The following is a 12,678-nucleotide window of genomic DNA, read 5'->3' as shown; positions in this document are numbered from 1 at the left end:
CTGTTCACATGGTATTGTATTAAGTAGATTAAATGAAAGAAGACTATTTCATTCGAAGCTTTTGTTATTTCGATTAATAGTATGAACATAGTTACATATTATATAGGAAACAATAAGAAACCAAAGGAAGGTAGTTAAGAGCAATGACAACAACAACAAATAATCCAAAGTCTATTATTGTTATTTTTGGTGCAACAGGTGATTTAGCTAATCGTAAATTATTCCCATCCATATATCGTTTATACCGAAATGGGAAATTATCGGAAAACTTCGCAGTTGTAGGGGTTGCAAGAAGACCACTAACCAATGAAGAATTTCGTAACAACGTAATGAAATCTGTAGAACAATTTCAGGAAGACGACATAGATCATGAGTCGTTTGCTTCCCATTTTTATTACAACCCGTTTGATGCAACAGACTTAGAGCATTATCAAAAATTAAACAGCTTCTTATTAGAATTAGACGATCAATATCAAACAGAGGGAAATCGAATTTTCTATTTAGCGATGGCACCTAACTTCTTTGGAACGATCGCATCCAACTTAAAATCTGAAGGACTAACATCTACTAACGGCTGGACTAGGTTAGTGATTGAAAAGCCATTCGGAAATAATTTTGAGACTGCTAAAGCGTTGAATGATCAGATTCGGGAAGCCTTTGATGAAGATCAAATTTACCGAATTGATCATTACCTCGGTAAAGAAATGGTTCAAAATATTGAGGTGATTCGCTTTGCCAATGCTTTGTTTGAGCCATTATGGAATAACCAGTATATCTCTAACATTCAAATAACTTCAAGTGAAGTATTGGGTGTAGAAGATAGAGGAAGATATTATGAATCCTCCGGTGCATTGCGTGACATGTTCCAAAACCACATGCTGCAAATGTTAGCTCTTTTAGCAATGGAACCACCGATAAAATTAACACCAGATGAAATACGTAGTGAAAAGGTTAAGGCTCTCCGTGCATTAAGACCTGTAAATGAAGATGAAGTTGACGATTACTTTGTACGCGGCCAATACGATCGCGGTATTATTAACGACGAAGAGCAAATTGCTTACCGAGAAAGTAATGCAGTTGATGAAAACTCAAATACAGAAACGTTTGTTGCTGGTAAATTACTCATCGATAACTTCAGATGGGCGGGCGTTCCCTTCTACATTCGAACAGGTAAACGGATGGAAAAGAAATCAACAGAAATCGTTATTCAATTTAAAGACCTACCGATGAATCTCTATTACGATCAAGGGGAAAACATCTACCCTAATTTATTAGTAATTCATATTCAGCCTTATGAGGGTATTACGTTGCACTTAAATGCCAAAAAAGGTGACTATGGTACAACCTCTACTCCAATAATGCTTAATTATGACAATACGCAAAAGGATAAAATGAATACACCAGAAGCATATGAAGTCTTATTACATGATTGTATGCGAGGAGATTCAACGAACTTTACGCATTGGGATGAGGTTGCGTTATCCTGGAAATTTGTTGATATCATTTCAAATCATTGGGAAAGCAAAGCTGCAAAACAATTTCCTAACTATGAGTCTGGTTCTAATGGTCCAAAAGACTCCGACGCTCTTCTAGAGAAAGACGGTTATCAATGGTGGTCTGTGTTACCGGACAATAATGAATAAATAATAGTCACATTTAATACGAGGAGGATCAATATGAAGATGTATGACATTTCAATGCCTGTCCACACAGGTATGCCTGTTTGGGAAAACAATGAAGGGGCACAACCGACATTTACTCGAAGTACACATGAACATATTACAGTTACCCGTATGGATATCAACCTCCATTCTGGTACGCATATTGATGCTCCTTTACACATGGTCAATGACGGAAAGACATTCGAAACCATCCCTCTAGAAAAGCTGGTCGGTCCAGTCAAAGTATTTGATCTTACGTCCGTTGAAGATGGGATTACGAAAAAAGACCTTGAAAGTTTAGACATAGAAAAAGATGACTTTATCCTGTTTAAAACGAAGAATTCATTTGTAGATACATTTGATTTTGAATTTATTTATTTAAAAGAAGATGGGGCCGACTACTTAGTTGAACGTGATATAACAGGTGTCGGTATTGATACATTAGGAATTGAACGCAGCCAGCCCGGAAACCCTACACACCGGAAATTATTCTTTAATGATATTATTATTGTCGAAGGTCTTCGTCTGAAGGAAATAGAAGAAAAATCGTATCACATGGTAGCAGCGCCCATTAAATTAGTTGAAACAGAAGCATCTCTTGCAAGAGTACTACTGTTTGAAGATTGGCCAGAATAAAAAAGCTTTTGCCCTAATAGGGCAAAAGCTTTTTTATTGGAAAGATACATGAAAGTGCTGCGGAAGTTCAGCTTTCATGCAGTTTATTCTATGGTTGGCTTATGAATTAAACGAATCATAGGCTTTCGTTTAATTTATTCCGGATTTTACTTTTGAATTAAACGAATCTGGGACTTTCGTGTACTTTATTCCAATACTGGTTTGAACTAAACGAAAAGTTTATAGATTTTTATATATAAACTGGAATCAAACCATGAGAAAGAAAAGGAGCACCCACCCTAGGGTACTCCTTTTCTTTCTATTACTTCATCCACTCAGTATGGAAGGTACCTTCTTTATCTACACGCTGATACGTATGTGCACCAAAATAGTCACGCTGTGCTTGCAGTAAATTAGCAGGTAATGTTTCTGTACGATAGCTATCATAGTAAGCTAATGCACTAGAGAAGGCTGGAACTGGAATACCGCGTTCCATTGCTATTGCAAGTACCTTCCTTAGTGATGTTTGATAGCTTTCAACGATTTCTTGGAAGTATGGATCCAATAATAAGTTTGCAAGTGCAGGATCACGATCATACGCTTCCTTAATTTTTTGTAGGAACTGCGCACGAATAATACATCCACCACGGAAGATCATTGCAATATCTCCATAGCGAAGGTTCCAGTCATATTCTTCAGATGCTGCACGCATTTGAGCAAACCCTTGGGCATAAGAAACGATTTTGCTCATGTATAATGCTTTTCTAATCGCTTCAATTAATTCCGCTTTATCCCCATCAAATGGTGCACTTTCTGCAGTAGGACCATTCAATATTTTACTTGCTTTCACACGCTCGTCCTTCATTGCAGAAATAAATCGAGCAAACACAGATTCTGTAATAATTGGTAGTGGTACACCTAAATCAAGGGAGCTTTGGCTCGTCCATTTTCCTGTACCTTTTTGACCAGCAGTATCTAAGATAACATCAACCATTGGCTTGCCAGTTTCGTCGTCTTTTTTCGTAAAGATATCTGCAGTAATTTCAATTAGATAGCTATCCAGCTCTCCTTTATTCCACTCTGCAAATACTTCATGAAGCTCTTCCGCACTTAAACCTAAAACATGCTTCAAAATAAAATATGCTTCACAAATTAATTGCATATCTCCATACTCAATTCCATTATGGACCATCTTAACATAGTGACCTGCTCCATCCGGACCAATGTATGTAGTACATGGCTCTCCATCAACCTTTGCAGCAATTGCTTCAAAAATTGGCTGAACCAAATCAAATGCTTCTTTTTGACCACCTGGCATGATAGAAGGACCTTTTAGCGCGCCTTCTTCCCCACCAGATACACCTGTTCCAATAAAGTGAATGCCTGACTTTTCTAAATCCTTATTCCGGCGAATCGTATCTTGATAGAATGTATTACCACCATCAATTAAAATATCGCCCTTATCAAGATAAGGCATTAACGAGTCAATTGTTGCATCCGTTGCAGCACCCGCTTTTACCATCAATAAAATTTTTCTTGGTTTTTCTAACGAATTAACAAATTCTTCAATCGTTGATGCTCCAAAAAAATTTTTTCCTTCTGCTTCATTCTTTAAAAAATCCTCTGTCTTTTCGTATGACCGGTTAAATACAGAAACGGAATTCCCTCTACTTTCAATGTTCAAGGCAAGATTTTTTCCCATTACTGCTAAACCTACCACACCTATTTCTTGTTTTGCCATCTTATTCGCTCCTTCTCGTTTCCTTTTCTATTTTATGATACAGTTTTCTGAAAAGTATCGCAAATCACTATTTAAAATTGCTATCGAATTAAACGATTTTTTGTCTCCTATATTAACTTATTACATGAGAAACTTACCTGCAAGTAAAAGCACTTCTCATTCGTATTATTTTACCCAATGATTAATTGCATATGCCACACCGCAATCATCGTTACTAGATGTTACCCAATCGGCGGATTTTTTTACCTCTTCCTGCGCATTTCCCATGGCTATTCCAAGGCCTGCTTCTTTTATCATCTTAATGTCGTTCAGACTATCACCAACAGCCATCACTTGGTCCATCCTGATATCCATTCGCTCACATACTTTTTTAATCGCTACCGCTTTATTTATGCCTAACGCATTCACTTCAATATTGGTTGTACTAGAATTACTCAACTCAAACTGTTCATTACGCGAAAGCTCGTCCATTAATAACTGCTTTGTCTCCTCGTCATTCGTATCAAAGCCAAATTTCAACCATTCATAATCCTCCAGATTATCAGGAATTTCTCCTCTCCATATTTTATCAGTAGAAGCCATCCAAGCCCATGTTTGGTGTTTTTTATGTAATCCCACGAGCTGCTCGACTAAAGCAACATCGAGTAATTGCCGATCGATTAATTCACCGGACGTTGTCCATATCTCACTTCCGTTTCCAGTTATTAAATACGAGGATAACCCCAATTCATCAGCAAATTTATGACTTGTATGATAGTGCCTACCTGTTGATAGTATAACCTTAACTCCTTTTTCATGGGCACAATGTATTGCCTCTCGATTCTCTTTTGGAATCTTATCGTTTGAATTTAATAAAGTACCATCCATATCTAATGCAATTAGCCGAATGTCTTTTTTCTGCTTCACCATAATCAGACTCCTCTATGTAAAAATAATGATTACAACTATATCTATTATTTATCTTTTCCCTTAGTGAATCAACTCATATACAAATAATCATTTCCTCAAGCCATGAATTAATTTCTACTTCTATTGATTTTCTTTTTGTTTATGGTATAATTAAGATTCACTATGAATAATAGTTCCTACAAACCTTAACTTCGGTTGTAGGCAATGTAACTTAATGAGTTAACAAGGTAAAGATTCTGGCGTTCTGCCATTGTTTATAGAATGACTTATTCACACTGGATCGGCTTCGGAGCCGTAAGGACGAAAGAGAGGTAGGGCTTTCGTCGTTTAGGTTAAAACGATCAGGTGGAAATAGCACCGCGGCAATTTCAATCATTTAAGATAAATAATATATCGTGAAATAAATAAATTTTTACACTTGTTACGTGACAAGTTACGACAAAAGGGCAGCCAAAGATGGCTGCCCTTTTTCCATTTCACAGAAGCCTATTTTGTTGGATTCGTAATAAACAACATGATACTTTTGTCTATTTCAAAATCCCAATCAACAAATATATCGATGATCTTTGAATTTAGGTATTCTTCCCAATGACCATTGTTATGTAGGTATCGCTTCTCTAACCTTCTTTTAGCCAGCTTCAAATTTTCTTTAAATCCATCTCGTATCAATTCCTTTTCAATGTTGACTAATATCCCGTTGCGAATAAACACGTATGTCCGATTATTTAGCATGTATGCACTGATTTCCTCAGGTGCCTTCTGAGCCATTGAGCTTATATGGATAATTTCATCAACCATTTTTTCCTTACCATGGAATGTTGACTGCAACGCTTGATTACTTTGGGTTTGATCAGAACAAATACAAACAAACGTAGCTGACTTGTTATGCATCGCCCAATCGTAGTAAAACTCCATCACTTCCATGCCAGTAATCCGATAAATATTCGCCTTAATTTCTGGTATAATGGTTGTCATCACCAAATCTCTCGTTTCCTCCACATAGGCGAGATTTTTTTGTTCTAACAAGACCCTTTCAATCGGCGTAATGAAATTTCGGATATAAATCGTAATAAATGTAAAACCAATCGAAACATAGACACCCTCAGGACCTTTTCCAAAATTATCACGTAGAAGCTTTCCAACATAGTTGCTTATTTCTGCAGATTGTGAATTATTCATCCCATTTTGTGAATGATTCTTCATCGCTTCACCCTCTAAAAAATAGTTATCTAGAAGTATAGACAAAAAATATAAAAAATATTGGTAAAAATTCTCACTATAATTGGAAGAAGGTCTATTTTATACTATAGATTGGGTGAAGGGATAGAAGGCCATTCGCTTAAAGGGGATTTATTTAATTGCATTATCTGAGTGATGAACTATTAGTTGAAGCTTTTATGAAAGCAGTAGTATTAAACACCGATCAAGACTTTATTCATTTATTGGAAAACGAGATCAAACGTAGGGGAATTAGCCTAGAAGAGGTTTTAAGAGGTAGTTAAACTGGGTATATACACAATACAAATGCTTCTAATTTTTAAATATGTTGTGGATATAGTCATAACTAATCTGACTCGATGGCTTCTCCCTTCATCTAAGTATTGGACAAATACAATACTATTTTGTTATTTTCAGCCCACGATTCGTTAGCTCTGTAATAAGCAAATCAATAAAGTCTTTTTCTAATTTTAGTTCCATAGCTTTTTTGTAAGCTTCTAAAAGCTTTTGATTTGATAGACTTTCAAACATAAAACATCACCTCTCCCCTAATCGTTTTATTACATATATTCACATCGATAAATAGTACCTATGGGAGTAACTATTGACCTTTTTACCTGTCAGATATGTATTCAATATTTTCATACTACAATAGTACCTATAGTATTTCAATAAATTAAAAATAATATTAATAGTATATTCGAAACTTTGCAAAATGAGGGTATATTTTTACTAGAGGTGAGCAGAATGCCCAGGACAGCATTAGCAAAAATTATAGGTGAACGCATAAGGATGTTGAGAAAGAAACAAGGATTGAGCCAAGAAGAGTTAGCCCATTTATCCAATACACATCCTACTTACATTGGCCAGTTAGAACGTGGCGAAAAAAATGTAACTGTAGATACGTTGGATAAAGTTACAAAAGCATTAAATGTTTCCTTGGAAGAATTGTTTCGATTTTCAACACTTCAGACCCCGACCCAGGACGATACAATCATTCAATTAAACAATCTTTTAGTTGAAATAGACAATGAAGATAGAGAAACTTTACTTAAAATTATTAATGTCATGCTAGAGTGGAAAAAGAATACAGATAAAGAACAAATCAACTAATAGATCCTTTTTTACTATACATTTCTTATGAGATAAGGTTCCACTTTTCAGATTTTGACAAACATGCAATTCTTACATGTCTTCATTTCATTCATCAAAGAGCAGGTTCGGGCCTGCTCTCCATTCACATCTTTTATCATTGACGAGGAATGGCAATCATAACAATTTCCACATCCACTCCCCTTGCTCCCCCCTGTTATTACACCAAGACAGACTAAAATGATTTTCACCTCGATAAGGGAACGTGTGTTTTGATTATATCATATTGAGGAAGATTTTGGCTATTACTTATCGAAATTATCTTTTCTATTATCAAATTTGTTAAATGCCATGAAGAGGAATCTTTTTTTGATAAGTCACTGTAAAAAGGACAGTATTAATATTTAGAATATTTTGGCATCCTTTCATAAAAATATCCCTGGATTCATAAGCAATCCAGGGATATTTTTTTACTATAGATTATTAGATTAATCAACAAACTGTACGTCCTCATTATGTAAAGATTTTATCCGCGCTAGAGACTCTAATCGGTATCCCTTTGATATGATATCCTCAGCACCTGGTTGAAATGATTTTTCAATAAGGATGCCAATACCACTAACTTTGGCTTTTGCTTTTTCTACTATTTCAGCTAAACCTATAGCAGCTTGACCGTTAGCTAAAAAATCATCAATAATTAATACATTATCTCCTTCCAGTATATATTTTTGTGAGACAGTAATTTCATTCGTCTCCTTTTTTGTATAAGAGTAAACAGTTGACGTATATAAATCACTTGTTAATGTTAAGGATTTTCTTTTTCTAGCAAAAATAACGGGTACTTCTAACTCAAGACCTGTCATAATTGCCGGTGCAATTCCTGATGACTCTATCGTTAACACTTTAGTTATATTCTCGTTACGAAAACGATTTGCAAATTCCTTCCCAATTTCTTTCATTAATATTGGATCCATTTGGTGATTAATAAATGAATCAACTTTTAAAACATTTTCACTTAAAACAATTCCTTCTTTTTTGATTTTTCCTTTCAATAATTCCATAAAAAACGTTAGTCCCCCTCAATATCTGATAATTACCTTCAATACCTTGTATCTCTTACAACGTCAAATTGCTTTCTTATCGTGTAAAAAGACTTACTCTAAAGAGTAAGCCTTTTGAAAAAAACAACTATATAGACAACCAATAAAAATCGATAATATTTTCTTCTCCGCTTACTCGTAGTCGGATCATTTACGGTCATCCTGTAGAAACTCACAGGCCATATTCCTGCTAATATACGAGTGAATATTTAATTTTGTTACCTTACTTCTAACCCAATCCACGGTGTGTTTCCACCCGGACTTAATCTCATGAAGTTTTAATATAACGCTTAGTCATATTTATATCTTGATGCCCTGCTAGTTGTGCTACAATAGATAGATCCATTCCATTGTTAATTAAATCATGACAAAAAGTATGTCGTAATAAGTTTGGACTTACATTGTACGCTTGCAGAACTAATTGAACTGCTCTTGGAGTCAATGGTTTATTATTTCTAGAAAGAAACAGTAATCCTTCGCTAGTTTCTAATGTTTCCATATATCTCTCTAAATGATATACTGTATCTTTAGTAAGGGGAATCACTCGACCATCATTATCTGAATTTGGTACAGTTAGTACACCTTTTTGTCCATTAATTTCAATATTTGAATGCTTTAAACTGCACAATTCAGAAATTCGAATACCCGTGTATAATAAAATATGAATAATAGCTATATTCCTAAGATTTCCGTCTTTTTTAACTTGACTGATTAATTTTTTCTTCTCTATTTCATTCAATGATTTTGGTGCTGTTTGATAAATATTTTTTTCCTTCTCTTTTCGATTAATATTCTGAGTAATCTCGGATTTATTTAAAAACTGAGCATATACACGGATGGCTGCAAATACTTTGTCAATCGTGGAGGCACTGTGGTTTTTTTCAGCATCAAGGTAATTCATATATGCTTGTACATCCGATTTTTTCACTTCAGACAAAGAAGCACCTTGTTCTTGTAACCATCTATCAAACATTTTTAATGAACCCGTATATGTCTTTATTGTATTTTCTGACTTTTGATTTTCCCTGCCCCACTCTTCAAATTGATTTAATATTCCCATTTAACAGCCACCCCTTTATTCAGAATATTTATCAAAAATATAACATTTTAATTCGCGGAAGTCAACATTCCAACACATAAAAAAAGACTACACATCCATGTAATAATATTATTACAAGAGATATGTAGTCTTTAATTGATGACCCGTACGGGATTCGAACCCGTGTTACCGCCGTGAAAGGGCGGTGTCTTAACCACTTGACCAACGGGCCATTAAAAAATTTAAAATAAAATGCTACGCGCCCTAGAGGATTCGAACCTCTGACCCACAGCTTAGAAGGCTGTTGCTCTATCCTGCTGAGCTAAGGGCGCATGAAATTAGAATAAAGTTATTTCTGTATAACTTCATAGCTACCTCTGCATCTACTAGCCTATTCAAGAAGCAGTGTGCTTCGAGGTTACTCGTAGCCTATTCTTCGGAAGGAGTGTTGCTCGTTGCTCTATCCTGCTGGGCTAAGGGCGCACAACGTGTATATATGTTATAAAGAATAGACTTATCACTTCTAAACTTAATAAAACCAAAAGTGAAATGGGCCTGAGTGGACTTGAACCACCGACCTCACGCTTATCAGGCGTGCGCTCTAACCAGCTGAGCTACAGGCCCACAATTGGAGCGGGTGAAGGGAATCGAACCCTCGACATCAGCTTGGAAGGCTGAGGTTTTACCACTAAACTACACCCGCATGGAGATTTATCTTATTTTTAAATTTTGGCTTACGCTCTTTTCATGTCCCTGCATCTTCTAGCTTATTCAAAGGTGTTATATGCTTCGGGACAACTCGTAGCTTACTCGGTGGATGTTTTGCTCGTCACTAAACTACACCCGCATAACAATACTTAGATACATGGTGGAGGGAGTAGGACTCGAACCTACGAACCCGATGGGAGCGGATTTACAGTCCGCCGCGTTTGGCCAACTTCGCTATCCCTCCAACTCAATTATATAAAAAGTGGTGGCTCGGGACGGAATCGAACCGCCGACACACGGATTTTCAGTCCGTTGCTCTACCGACTGAGCTACCGAGCCAATTGATGGCGGAGGAGGAGGGATTCGAACCCCCGCGGGCCGTGAAGCCCCTGTCGGTTTTCAAGACCGATCCCTTCAGCCGGACTTGGGTACTCCTCCGTATTCTTCTGGTGGACCCTGCAGGACTCGAACCTGCGACCGATCGGTTATGAGCCGATAGCTCTAACCAGCTGAGCTAAGGGTCCTTTAATACTAGTAGCGGCGGAGGGGATCGAACCCCCGACCTTACGGGTATGAACCGTACGCTCTCGCCAGCTGAGCTACACCGCCAAAATTAAAGTGGAGCCTAGCGGGATCGAACCGCTGACCTCCTGCGTGCAAAGCAGGCGCTCTCCCAGCTGAGCTAAGGCCCCATAATATAACATTACAATGGTCGGGAAGACAGGATTTGAACCTGCGACCCCTTGGTCCCAAACCAAGTGCTCTACCAAGCTGAGCTACTTCCCGTTAATGGCGCGCCCGAGAGGAGTCGAACCCCTAACCTTTTGATCCGTAGTCAAACGCTCTATCCAATTGAGCTACGGGCGCACTAAATATTTATATTTTTAAAAAAATGGAAAGTTATTTTGCTTGCGCAAAAAACTATGGTGCCGAGGGCCGGACTCGAACCGGCACGGTAGTTACCTACCGCAGGATTTTAAGTCCTGTGCGTCTGCCAATTCCGCCACCCCGGCTTGGCATAATAAATCTGGAGCGGAAGACGGGATTCGAACCCGCGACCCCCACCTTGGCAAGGTGGTGTTCTACCACTGAACTACTTCCGCATTCTAGTTTTTAGAATAACAACGGAAAGATATTTTACTTCGCTCATTGAAAAACTATGGTGCGGGTGGAGGGACTTGAACCCCCACGTCATAAGACACTAGATCCTAAGTCTAGCGCGTCTGCCAATTCCGCCACACCCGCTAAATGTGAGCCATGGAGGATTCGAACCTCCGACCCTCTGATTAAAAGTCAGATGCTCTACCAACTGAGCTAATGGCTCATAATATTTATATCCTTATTATTTTACAGCTTTTTTATTGGAATGACCTCTGCATCTACTTGCTTATTCAATGATGATTGATGCTTCGAGGTAACTCGTCGAAAATTCACAGAAGCATTGCTCGTTGCTCTACCAACTGAGCTAATGGCTCATAATTAGATTAAAATAGAATATCACTATATAATAGATTATCTACTATATTTAAGTTAAGTGGTGCCGGCCAGAGGACTTGAACCCCCAACCTACTGATTACAAGTCAGTTGCTCTACCAATTGAGCTAGACCGGCAAATGGCGGTCCGGACGGGACTCGAACCCGCGACCTCCTGCGTGACAGGCAGGCATTCTAACCAACTGAACTACCGGACCATTGATTTTTCGCATAGCGAAAATATCTTTTCTTATTTCACTAACACCGATTTCTTCTAAAGTAGTAAGTGAAAATATTTGGTTGCACTCTACAAGTACTACTGTTGTTTTCTTTCTATGAACCAATTCGACGTAGTTAGAAAACTTTTTTGGTTGCGGGGGCAAGATTTGAACTTGCGACCTTCGGGTTATGAGCCCGACGAGCTACCAGACTGCTCCACCCCGCGATAATAAAAATTAAAATTAGATTGTTCATGAGTATTTGATGTGTAAATTCCTAAGTACTCGACTTCTTCCTCTTCTAGCTTATTCGTAGTTGTTAATGCGTCGAAGTTACTCGAAGTGAATTCGGTGGATGTTTTGCTCGTTGCTCCACCCCGCGATGATAAAAAACATATAAAAAGATAATGGTGGAGGATGCAGGGCTCGAACCTGCGACCCCTTGCTTGTAAGGCAAGTGCTCTCCCAGCTGAGCTAATCCTCCATTTGTTATGCCTGGCGACGTCCTACTCTCGCAGGGGCAAAGCCCCAACTACCATTGGCGCTGGAGAGCTTAACTACTGTGTTCGGCATGGGAACAGGTGTGACCTCTCCGCTATTGCCACCAGACATGAAATATTCAGGTTTTTTGTACCCTGAAAACTAGATAAGAAAGGTTACAAGATCATCGAATACACGACTTCATCAATCCAGTTACGGCTCCTAATAGCTAGCGTATAGTTAATCCATCATTCCGTACTCAAAATTCGGAGTACTTCATGCTGTCTTATCTATCCGTACGCTATTGAACAGTCGCCTTCACTTTATATTTTAGTTAAGTCCTCGATCGATTAGTATCCGTCAGCTGCACGTGTCACCACGCTTCCACCTCGGACCTATCAACCTCATCGTCTCTGAGGGATCT

The 12,678-nt window shown here is 37.9% G+C and carries 10 protein-coding genes, 20 tRNA genes, 2 rRNA genes and 1 riboswitch; of the genes, 4 read left to right on the top strand and 28 right to left on the bottom strand.

What is annotated here, in order from left to right:
- Window positions 1-143: 143 nt before the first annotated feature.
- Both zwf and JOC48_RS14240 read left to right on the top strand, forming a co-directional pair.
- Window positions 144-1,643, top strand: a complete 1,500-nt coding sequence (gene zwf / locus JOC48_RS14245; protein WP_204500762.1) for a glucose-6-phosphate dehydrogenase — start codon at window positions 144-146, stop codon at window positions 1,641-1,643.
- Window positions 1,644-1,676: 33 nt separating this feature from the next.
- Window positions 1,677-2,297, top strand: a complete 621-nt coding sequence (locus JOC48_RS14240) for a cyclase family protein (protein WP_204500761.1) — start codon at window positions 1,677-1,679, stop codon at window positions 2,295-2,297.
- A gap of 301 nt (window positions 2,298-2,598) precedes the next feature.
- On the opposite strand, the gene gndA is transcribed toward JOC48_RS14240, so the two are convergent.
- From gndA to JOC48_RS14225, 3 genes are all read right to left on the bottom strand, one after another.
- Window positions 2,599-4,017, bottom strand: a complete 1,419-nt coding sequence (gene gndA, locus JOC48_RS14235; protein ID WP_204500760.1) for an NADP-dependent phosphogluconate dehydrogenase — start codon at window positions 4,015-4,017, stop codon at window positions 2,599-2,601.
- A 165-nt stretch (window positions 4,018-4,182) separates the two neighbouring features.
- Window positions 4,183-4,926, bottom strand: a complete 744-nt coding sequence (locus JOC48_RS14230) for a Cof-type HAD-IIB family hydrolase (protein ID WP_204500759.1) — start codon at window positions 4,924-4,926, stop codon at window positions 4,183-4,185.
- 486 nt (window positions 4,927-5,412) lie between these two features.
- A complete protein-coding gene (locus JOC48_RS14225; protein WP_239584382.1) occupies window positions 5,413-6,129 on the bottom strand; it encodes a Na-translocating system protein MpsC family protein in 717 nt (238 codons plus the stop codon).
- A gap of 155 nt (window positions 6,130-6,284) precedes the next feature.
- Here JOC48_RS14225 and sda (JOC48_RS14220) point away from each other — a divergent pair, with 155 nt between their 5' ends.
- Complete coding sequence (gene sda, locus JOC48_RS14220) at window positions 6,285-6,428, top strand: sporulation histidine kinase inhibitor Sda (RefSeq protein ID WP_204500758.1); 144 nt, start codon at window positions 6,285-6,287, stop codon at window positions 6,426-6,428.
- Between the two features lie 115 nt (window positions 6,429-6,543).
- Here the strand turns inward: sda (JOC48_RS14220) and sda (JOC48_RS14215) are convergent, their stop codons facing one another.
- On the bottom strand, window positions 6,544-6,675 hold the full coding sequence (sda, locus tag JOC48_RS14215; RefSeq protein WP_204500756.1) for a sporulation histidine kinase inhibitor Sda: 132 nt from the start codon (window positions 6,673-6,675) through the stop codon (window positions 6,544-6,546).
- 216 nt (window positions 6,676-6,891) lie between these two features.
- Between sda (JOC48_RS14215) and JOC48_RS14210 the strand changes: the two genes are divergently transcribed.
- On the top strand, window positions 6,892-7,257 hold the full coding sequence (locus JOC48_RS14210) for a helix-turn-helix domain-containing protein (protein ID WP_204500754.1): 366 nt from the start codon (window positions 6,892-6,894) through the stop codon (window positions 7,255-7,257).
- A 467-nt stretch (window positions 7,258-7,724) separates the two neighbouring features.
- Here the strand turns inward: JOC48_RS14210 and JOC48_RS14205 are convergent, their stop codons facing one another.
- The 24 genes from JOC48_RS14205 to JOC48_RS14090 form a co-directional block, all read right to left on the bottom strand.
- Entirely contained in the window at window positions 7,725-8,297 is a 573-nt protein-coding gene (locus JOC48_RS14205; RefSeq protein WP_204500752.1) for a xanthine phosphoribosyltransferase, read from the bottom strand.
- 158 nt (window positions 8,298-8,455) lie between these two features.
- Window positions 8,456-8,557: riboswitch (purine riboswitch) on the bottom strand.
- Window positions 8,558-8,604: 47 nt separating this feature from the next.
- Window positions 8,605-9,396: a tyrosine-type recombinase/integrase gene (locus tag JOC48_RS14200; RefSeq protein WP_204500750.1), complete on the bottom strand. Its 792-nt coding sequence runs from the start codon at window positions 9,394-9,396 to the stop codon at window positions 8,605-8,607.
- Between the two features lie 139 nt (window positions 9,397-9,535).
- Window positions 9,536-9,607: transfer RNA gene (locus JOC48_RS14195), tRNA-Glu, on the bottom strand.
- A 26-nt stretch (window positions 9,608-9,633) separates the two neighbouring features.
- Window positions 9,634-9,707, bottom strand: a tRNA-Arg gene (locus JOC48_RS14190).
- Between the two features lie 218 nt (window positions 9,708-9,925).
- Window positions 9,926-9,999, bottom strand: a tRNA-Ile gene (locus tag JOC48_RS14185).
- A gap of 5 nt (window positions 10,000-10,004) precedes the next feature.
- A tRNA-Gly gene (locus JOC48_RS14180) sits at window positions 10,005-10,078 on the bottom strand.
- Window positions 10,079-10,241: 163 nt separating this feature from the next.
- Window positions 10,242-10,327, bottom strand: a tRNA-Tyr gene (locus JOC48_RS14175).
- Window positions 10,328-10,346: 19 nt separating this feature from the next.
- Window positions 10,347-10,422 (bottom strand) — tRNA-Phe (locus tag JOC48_RS14170).
- Between the two features lie 6 nt (window positions 10,423-10,428).
- Window positions 10,429-10,521, bottom strand: a tRNA-Ser gene (locus tag JOC48_RS14165).
- A 9-nt stretch (window positions 10,522-10,530) separates the two neighbouring features.
- Window positions 10,531-10,607: transfer RNA gene (locus tag JOC48_RS14160), tRNA-Ile, on the bottom strand.
- A gap of 11 nt (window positions 10,608-10,618) precedes the next feature.
- Window positions 10,619-10,692, bottom strand: a tRNA-Met gene (locus tag JOC48_RS14155).
- A 10-nt stretch (window positions 10,693-10,702) separates the two neighbouring features.
- Window positions 10,703-10,775: transfer RNA gene (locus JOC48_RS14150), tRNA-Ala, on the bottom strand.
- A gap of 17 nt (window positions 10,776-10,792) precedes the next feature.
- A tRNA-Pro gene (locus JOC48_RS14145) sits at window positions 10,793-10,869 on the bottom strand.
- Between the two features lie 4 nt (window positions 10,870-10,873).
- Window positions 10,874-10,950, bottom strand: a tRNA-Arg gene (locus JOC48_RS14140).
- Window positions 10,951-11,007: 57 nt separating this feature from the next.
- A tRNA-Leu gene (locus JOC48_RS14135) sits at window positions 11,008-11,096 on the bottom strand.
- Between the two features lie 15 nt (window positions 11,097-11,111).
- Window positions 11,112-11,186: transfer RNA gene (locus JOC48_RS14130), tRNA-Gly, on the bottom strand.
- Window positions 11,187-11,243: 57 nt separating this feature from the next.
- Window positions 11,244-11,328 (bottom strand) — tRNA-Leu (locus JOC48_RS14125).
- A 6-nt stretch (window positions 11,329-11,334) separates the two neighbouring features.
- Window positions 11,335-11,407, bottom strand: a tRNA-Lys gene (locus JOC48_RS14120).
- 211 nt (window positions 11,408-11,618) lie between these two features.
- A tRNA-Thr gene (locus tag JOC48_RS14115) sits at window positions 11,619-11,694 on the bottom strand.
- Window positions 11,695-11,697: 3 nt separating this feature from the next.
- Window positions 11,698-11,774: transfer RNA gene (locus JOC48_RS14110), tRNA-Asp, on the bottom strand.
- 150 nt (window positions 11,775-11,924) lie between these two features.
- Window positions 11,925-12,001: transfer RNA gene (locus JOC48_RS14105), tRNA-Met, on the bottom strand.
- A gap of 181 nt (window positions 12,002-12,182) precedes the next feature.
- A tRNA-Val gene (locus JOC48_RS14100) sits at window positions 12,183-12,258 on the bottom strand.
- 9 nt (window positions 12,259-12,267) lie between these two features.
- A 5S ribosomal RNA gene (gene rrf, locus JOC48_RS14095) occupies window positions 12,268-12,383 on the bottom strand.
- 201 nt (window positions 12,384-12,584) lie between these two features.
- A 23S ribosomal RNA gene (locus tag JOC48_RS14090) occupies window positions 12,585-12,678 on the bottom strand; the annotation flags it as partial.

Source organism: Aquibacillus albus (genome assembly GCF_016908325.1).
GTDB classification, from domain to species: domain Bacteria; phylum Bacillota; class Bacilli; order Bacillales; family Amphibacillaceae; genus Aquibacillus_A; species Aquibacillus_A albus.
The sequence above is the reverse complement of the archived record's forward strand: the minus strand, read 5'-3'. Positions and strand labels throughout refer to the sequence as shown.